The sequence below is a fragment of the Elstera litoralis genome, assembly GCF_000963705.1.
In the GTDB taxonomy this organism is placed as follows: Bacteria; Pseudomonadota; Alphaproteobacteria; order Elsterales; family Elsteraceae; genus Elstera; species Elstera litoralis.
The window spans coordinates 1-6,875 of the sequence record NZ_LAJY01000318.1; the positions used below are offsets into that span (position 1 = coordinate 1).

Genomic DNA, 6,875 nt, shown 5'->3' on the forward strand with positions numbered 1-6,875 from the left:
CGGCGGCTCGGCCCCGACCGCGCCGACCGCTGCGGCCTCGCCGCGTTTGAGCGATGCCGGAACCCGTCCGATCTCCAGCCAGGCCGATGACGACCTGTTGGAAATCCCGGCGTTCCTGCGCCGTCAAGCGAACTAGGCTAGGCACTATACCCTTCGCTGGGGCGTGGATCGCACGCGCCCCGGCGGCAACCGAGTAGGACTAACGGTCTGCCTTTCCGGGCGGCCCCGGTACGGCTGCGCCTCAGCCGGGCTGGGTTCTCCCGGAGTTCTGACCCGTGTTTGATGAGAACCCGCGCTTTGGGGGTTGTCGCCCGTGCCTGGGATCGCCACTCTGTGATCCCTCCGCTTCTAGCAGTTTGGCGACTTCACGCATGACGACACCCCCCACCTTAGACCTTCTCTCCGACCTCGTGGCCAAGGCCCGCGCAGCGGGGGCCGATAGCGCCGATGCCGTAATGCATCACGGCGTTTCGGTTTCCGTCGAACGCCGCCTGGGGCGCATCGAAAAACTCGAACGGTCGGAAGGGCAGGACTTGGGCCTGCGCGTTTTCATCGGTCAGCGCCAAGCCATCGTCTCCAGCAGCGATCTACGCCCAGACGCGCTGGCGGCGATGGTGGAACGCGCCCTTGCAATGGCCCGGCTTGCGCCGGAAGACCCGTTCTGCGGCATCGCCGGGGCCGAGCTTCTCGCCCGCAGTTTCCCCAACCTCGATAGCGTCGATCCCGTTGAACCCGATATTGACCTTCTGCTCGCCCGCGCGGCGGCGGCGGAAGATACGGCGATGGGCGTCGCCGGGATTACCAATTCCGATGGCGCCAACGCCGGATGGGGGTCGGGCTATAGCGCCCTCGTGACCTCCGCCGGGTTTGCGGGCGAAAGCCGCAGCACCTACCATTCTATCTCCATGACCGCCGTCGCCGGAACCGGCACGGGCATGGAGCGCGACTATGATTATTCCTCGGCCCTGCACGCGGAAGACCTGGACGATCCGGCGCGGATTGGCCGTTCTGCCGCCGAACGGGCGTTACGCCGCCTGAACCCGCGCAAGCTCGATACCGCCAAAGTGCCGGTGATCTTCGATCCGCGCGTCGCGGGCGGCCTCGTTGGGCACGCTTTGGGCGCGATTTCCGGCCCCAGCATCGCGCGCGGCACCAGCTTTCTAAAAGATAAGCTCGGCCAGCCGGTGTTCAGCGCGAAGATCACCCTGCGCGAAGAGCCGCACCGCAAACGGGGCCTACGCTCCCGCCCCTATGACGCCGAAGGGCTCCCCACCCAAGCGCGCGCCCTGTTCGATAAGGGTGTGCTAACGACCTGGCTGCTCGATCTGCGCTCGGCCCGGCAGTTGAACCTTGCGCCCACCGGCCACGCCGCGCGCGGCACCTCTGGCCCGCCCGGCCCTGCTGCGAGCAATCTCACCGTCGAGGCGGGCACGCTGAAACCGCAGGAGCTTTATGCGGGCGAGAACGCGCTCTATGTCACCGACCTGATGGGCCAGGGCGTCAACGGCCTCACCGGCGATTACAGCCGGGGCGCGGCGGGTTTCTGGATCGAAAACGGCGAAATCGCCTATCCGGTCAGCGAAATCACCATCGCGGGCAATCTCAAGGACATGTATCAGACCCTCACCCCGGCGGATGATCTGGAGATCAAACGCGGGCTCGATAGCCCGAGTTTGCGCGTCGAGGGCATGGTTCTGGCAGGACGCTAGGTATGGAAACGCATATTCGCCCGCTGAGTTTGACCGACCGCCCGGCCTGGGAAAGCCTCTTTCTGGCCTACGGACAATTCTACAAAACCGACTATAGCCCGGCATTGATCGAGGCCAATTGGCGGCGGCTGCACGATCCCACCGTGGGACTGCACGGGCTGGTCGCCTTAGGGGAGGCTGGCGAGTTGATCGGCCTGCTCCACTATATCCCCCATCTGCACACCAATAGCGCCCGGATGGTCGGCTATCTCGAAGACCTGTTTGTGATTCCCGAAGCGCGCGGCCAGCGGGCGGGCGAAAAGCTGATCGAGGCGCTGGTGGATATCGGCAAGACCTCCGGCTGGTATCGGATTTACTGGCACACCCACGCCGACAATGCGACCGCGCGCAAACTCTACGACCGCGTGGCAAAACTCTCGGCGTTTGTGCGGTATGATATTCCGCTGGTGCCGTGAAAGCTCTTATCGTCGGCGGCGGGCCTGCGGGGTTGATGGCGGCGGAAGTGCTGCTGAAAGCCGGAGTCTCGGTCGATCTCTATGACGCCATGCCCTCGCTGGGGCGGAAATTTCTGCTGGCCGGGCGCGGCGGGCTCAACCTAACTCATTCCGAACCCTTGCGCGCGTTTCTCGACCGCTACGGCCCGGAAACCGAGACGGTGCGCCCGTGGCTCGCCGCCCTCCCGCCCGAAGCAATTCGGGCCTGGGCGGCGGATTTGGGGATTGAGACCTTCGTCGGCACCTCAGGGCGCGTGTTCCCAACCGATTTCAAGGCGGCCCCCCTGCTGCGGGCGTGGCTTACCCGCCTGCGCGGTTTCGGCCTGCGCACCCACCCGCGCCACCGCTGGACGGGACAGGCGGAGGGCACCACGCTAACCTTCGACACGCCCACCGGCCCCGTTTCAGCGACGGGCGACGCGGTGCTCCTGGCGCTCGGCGGCGCAAGCTGGCCGCATCTTGGGTCGGACGGCGCTTGGACCGACTTCCTGCCCGGCCCCATCGCTCCCTTGCGCCCGTTCAACTGCGGCTGGCAGATCGACTGGTCGGAGGTCTTGAAAGCCAAGGCCGGGAGCCCGCTGAAAGCCGTGGCGCTTTCGGTCGGCGGTCAGCGTGTGCGCGGCGAGATTATTCTCACCGAGTATGGCTTGGAGGGCAGCGCGCTCTACGCCCTCTCCCACCATCTCGCGCCGGGGGTCACGCTCTATCTCGACCTCCTGCCCGATCATGATGAGCACCAGGTGATCGACAAACTCGCTGGGCGCGGCAGCGCCTCGCTGGGATCGTTCCTCAAGAAGAATTTCCGCCTATCCCCCGCCGCCCTCGCGCTGCTGAACGAAGGCCCGCGCGCAGCCGGATGGGACACCCCCGCCGCGCTCGCCCGCCGCCTCAAAGCGCTGCCGCTCACTCTGGGGGAACCCCGCCCGCTGGCCGAAGCGATTTCCAGCGCGGGCGGCGTGCCATTTTCCGGTCTCACGCCCAATCTAATGCTGCTCGAAAGGCCGAGCTGGTTTGTCGCAGGCGAGATGATCGATTGGGCCGCGCCCACCGGCGGCTATCTGCTCACCGCGTGCCTCGCCAGCGGCGTGCAGGCGGCGCGCGGCATGCTCGCCCTTATTTCGCCACGCCCGCCGGGTTTACTGAATGCGCCTCAGTACTAAAGGAACTTATGGAATGGTTGGGATTGCTCGCCGCCCGGTGCTCGCCGCGCTTTTACTCGCTCTGCCGCTGTTCGCAGCCCCCGCTTGGGCAGCAAAAGCGAAACCGTGGCCACTGACGCCGCAAGATAAAACCGATCTTGGCCGCATCGAAAGCTATTTCGACGGGCTGAAAACCCTGACCGCCAAATTCCTGCAAATCACCGATAACGGCGCAATTGCGCGCGGGGCCGTGTTCATTCAGCGCCCCGGCAAGATGCGCTTCGATTACGCCCCGCCCTCCCCCGTGGTGATGGTGGCGGACGGAACGCTGCTAACCTTCCATGACCGCGAACTCAACGAAACCACCAGCCTGCCGCTCAGCAGCACGCCGGTGGCCTTTTTGTTGCGCGATAAGGTGCGCCTTAGCCAAGACCTCACCGTCACTAAAATCGATCGTGGCCCCGGCGTGCTGCGCGTTTCGGTGCGCGAAACCGATGATCCCGAACAGGGCGAACTCACAATACAGTTCAGCGAGGCCCCGTTTCGGCTGGAACAATGGGCCGTGCTCGACAGCCAAAACCGCCTGACTAAAGTAACGCTAATCGAGGCACGCGCGGGCGACCCCATCAACCAAAGGTGTTCGAATTCCGCGACCCGAAGTTCTTCAATCAGCCGGTGGAGCGTTTTAATTAGGCGCGTTGGATATTGAGCGTGACAAGGCGAGCGAACGCTCGCCGTGCCTTTTTTGATACGAATATTCTCGTCACGGCGTTTTCTGCGCCGTGTGTTTCACTCTCAAAATCTCGACAATGCGCGCCTCGTCCAGCACGCGATAAAAAATGATGTAGGTCGGATGTGCGACCAGTTCGCGCAGGAAGGTCGGCAGGCCCGGCCTGCCCGTGCGGCCCAGTTTTGGATACTGCGCAAGCGGCAACACTTTGGCGCGCAGCTCTTGGCCGAATTCTTCGGCCTTAATCGGCTTGTCCTCGGCGATGTGGTCAATGAGCTTGTCTAAGTCGGCCTCGGCTATCGGTCGCCAGACGATGCGATAAGGCGTCGTCATGGGTTCAGCTTTGCTCCTGCGGCCTTGTGGCGCGCAATCCGGGCATCCATCCGCGCCATAACGTCATCATGCGGCACGCTCGGCCGGGGGTCGTCGATAGCCTCCTGAATTTCAGCGGTCAGCCACTGGTTATAGGCGGCGGCTTCGTGCGCGCCCCGCATGGCCTCGGCCCGGTTCTGTCGGCTGCGGGTCATGTCTTTCTCGTCGGGGTTCCAGTTGGTGGCGTCGAGGTGCGCAACCGCAATCCCCACGTCCCGCAAGACGATCAGCGCGGACGTGGGATTTCCGAAGCGGCGCGGCTCGGTGCTGCGTGCTTTCACCAGAAAGGCGTCTTGCCCGCTGCGGGTAGCGATTTCAACGAAGAAGCCGCCGCCCTGCCCTTTCAAGGTTACACCTGTCACGCCGCCAGCGCTGGCCGTGGCGCGTAGCTGCGCGAGTGTCATGCCCTGCATGATGCGCTCCTTTATCAATTGAGGTTGCTTTCTAGCCTCTATTGCGCATGATTGATAGAAACCATGCAAGTGTTTTGGGCTCGGTAAACCGTCGACGGGCGGTTGACGATCCGCACCCCCTTCAAATCCGCATAGCCGAACCGCACCCTTGACCCTGGACTATTTTTAGAATTATTCTAATTTATCAATCCAACCTAGTTCATACGAGACTCACATGGCTAAGATCGAAATGTACGCCGACCCCTTCTGCCCCTATTGCGCCAAAGCGCGCCGCCTGCTGACGGCGAAGGGCCAAGCGTGGGAAGAGTTCGACGTGATGGCAAAACCGGCCTTACGCGCCGAAATGCGCGCCCGCGCGGGTGGCAAGAACAGCGTGCCGCAGATTTTCATCGATGGAAACCTCATCGGCGGCTGCGACGATATTCATGCCTTGGATGCGCGCGGCGGGCTCGATCCGCTGTTGGCGGCGTAAGGCGCCGATGCTGCGCGTCGCCCTGATCCAGCAGACCGCCGAGCGGGAGTTCGCGCCGAATCTGGCCTTTCTGGAGGACCAGATTCGCGATGCTGCCGCCCAAGGCGCACGCTTTATTCTGACGCCGGAAAACTGCGCGATGCTGGAGCCGGACCGCGAGGCGCATCGCGCCAAAGCACGCACCGAAGAGACCCACCCGCTGCCGCCGCTCTTCGCCCGGCTGGCCCAGGAAACCGGGGCTTTTCTGCTGGCGGGCTCGATTGCGGTGAAAGTCGAGGGCGATAAACTCGCCAACCGCGCGCTGCTGTTCGCGCCCGACGGCAGCATCGCCGCGCGCTACGATAAGATCCATCTGTTCGATGTCGATCTTGCCAATGGCGAAAGCTACCGCGAATCGGCGCTGATCGCCGCCGGTAGCGCGGCGGTGACGGTGAAGACGCCGCTCGCCAACCTCGGCCTTAGCGTTTGTTACGATCTGCGCTTTGCCGCGCTGTTTCGCGCGCTGGCCCAGGCGGGGGCCGAGATTATCACCATTCCCTCCGCCTTCACGGTGCCGACCGGCGAGGCCCATTGGCACGTGCTCTTGCGCGCGCGGGCGATTGAAACCGGCGGCTTCGTCCTCGCCCCGGCCCAAACCGGCACCCATGCCGAGGGCCGCCGCACCTACGGCCATTCGCTGATCGTCAGCCCCTGGGGAGAGGTTCTCGCCGATGGGGGAGACGCGCCCGGCCTTGTGATCGCCGATCTCGATTTGGCGGAGGTGGCGAAAGCCCGCCAGCGCATCCCGTCGCTCACCCACGACCGGCCCTTTACGCCGCCCTCTTTTCTTTCCGCCTAAGCCGCCTTATTTAATTTCTATGATCGTCTATAGCCTGCTGTGCTCGGCCGAGCATGAATTTGAAGCTTGGTTCCGGAGTAGCGCCGCTTTCGACGAGCAGGCCGCGACGGGTGCCGTTGCCTGCCCGATGTGCGGCGACACGCACATTCGTAAAGCGCTGATGGCACCGGCGATCCGCCCTTCGTCGAAAGCCGCCGCAAAACCCGTGGAAGAGGCGCGCGCGACCCCCACGGCCCAAGAGTCCGACCAACAGGCCGCCGTCGTGCAGGTGCTGCGCGAAATGCGCCGCAAGATCGAAAGCGACTGCGAGTATGTCGGCGATAATTTTGCCGAAGAAGCCCGCAAAATCCATTACGGCGAAGTAGAAGCCCACGGCATCTACGGCGAAAGCACCGACGCCGACCGCGAGGCGCTGGCCGAAGAGGGGATCGAAGTTGGTCGGATTCCCTGGGTGCCGCTGGAGAATTAAAGCGTTTTAGCGGAACACGGGGGGCATCCGCTTCCTTGGCAGCTCCTGTCGACAGAATGGTCCGCGACCAACTTATAGATACATTCTGCAATTAAATTTTATTGCAATTTAAACTCTTTTTTTACATGTCGCTTGTAGTTATGCGCTAGAATTACTGGATTGGAGTGCCGAAAATGAACCGACGTGACTTTTGCAGGCTTACCCTTACATCCACAGCAATAGGGCTCTTCTCCAAAGAG

Annotated in this window: 9 protein-coding genes; 7 read left to right on the plus strand and 2 right to left on the minus strand. The window is 63.3% G+C overall.

Annotation, left to right across the window (positions count from 1 at the left end):
• The first annotated feature begins 371 nt into the window (after positions 1-371).
• From VZ95_RS12565 to VZ95_RS12580, 4 genes are read left to right on the plus strand one after another with little or no spacing between them, the layout of a single operon-like run.
• Complete coding sequence (locus VZ95_RS12565) at positions 372-1,709, plus strand: TldD/PmbA family protein (RefSeq protein WP_045776152.1); 1,338 nt, start codon at positions 372-374, stop codon at positions 1,707-1,709.
• Between the two features lie 2 nt (positions 1,710-1,711).
• A complete protein-coding gene (locus tag VZ95_RS12570; protein ID WP_045776153.1) occupies positions 1,712-2,164 on the plus strand; it encodes a GNAT family N-acetyltransferase in 453 nt (150 codons plus the stop codon).
• A complete protein-coding gene (locus VZ95_RS12575; RefSeq protein WP_045776154.1) occupies positions 2,161-3,363 on the plus strand; it encodes a BaiN/RdsA family NAD(P)/FAD-dependent oxidoreductase in 1,203 nt (400 codons plus the stop codon). Before VZ95_RS12570 ends, VZ95_RS12575 begins: the two co-directional genes overlap by 4 nt.
• Before the next feature lie 13 nt (positions 3,364-3,376).
• Positions 3,377-4,051, plus strand: coding sequence for a LolA family protein (locus VZ95_RS12580; RefSeq protein WP_052711729.1), 675 nt, complete (start codon positions 3,377-3,379; stop codon positions 4,049-4,051).
• 54 nt (positions 4,052-4,105) lie between these two features.
• Here VZ95_RS12580 and VZ95_RS12585 read toward each other — a convergent pair whose 3' ends face one another.
• Both VZ95_RS12585 and relB read right to left on the minus strand, forming a co-directional pair.
• Positions 4,106-4,405, minus strand: a complete 300-nt coding sequence (locus VZ95_RS12585; protein WP_045776155.1) for a type II toxin-antitoxin system RelE/ParE family toxin — start codon at positions 4,403-4,405, stop codon at positions 4,106-4,108.
• On the minus strand, positions 4,402-4,857 hold the full coding sequence (gene relB, locus VZ95_RS12590; protein WP_045776156.1) for a type II toxin-antitoxin system RelB family antitoxin: 456 nt from the start codon (positions 4,855-4,857) through the stop codon (positions 4,402-4,404). The genes VZ95_RS12585 and relB overlap by 4 nt, the downstream gene beginning before the upstream one ends.
• Before the next feature lie 214 nt (positions 4,858-5,071).
• Here relB and grxC point away from each other — a divergent pair, with 214 nt between their 5' ends.
• Genes grxC through VZ95_RS12605 form a run of 3 tightly spaced genes read left to right on the plus strand, consistent with a single transcriptional unit; the run spans position 5,072 to position 6,636 of the window.
• On the plus strand, positions 5,072-5,329 hold the full coding sequence (grxC, locus tag VZ95_RS12595; protein WP_045776157.1) for a glutaredoxin 3: 258 nt from the start codon (positions 5,072-5,074) through the stop codon (positions 5,327-5,329).
• A 7-nt stretch (positions 5,330-5,336) separates the two neighbouring features.
• On the plus strand, positions 5,337-6,167 hold the full coding sequence (locus VZ95_RS12600) for a carbon-nitrogen hydrolase family protein (protein ID WP_045776159.1): 831 nt from the start codon (positions 5,337-5,339) through the stop codon (positions 6,165-6,167).
• A 19-nt stretch (positions 6,168-6,186) separates the two neighbouring features.
• Entirely contained in the window at positions 6,187-6,636 is a 450-nt protein-coding gene (locus VZ95_RS12605; RefSeq protein ID WP_045776158.1) for a DUF1178 family protein, read from the plus strand.
• Positions 6,637-6,875 lie beyond the last annotated feature (239 nt).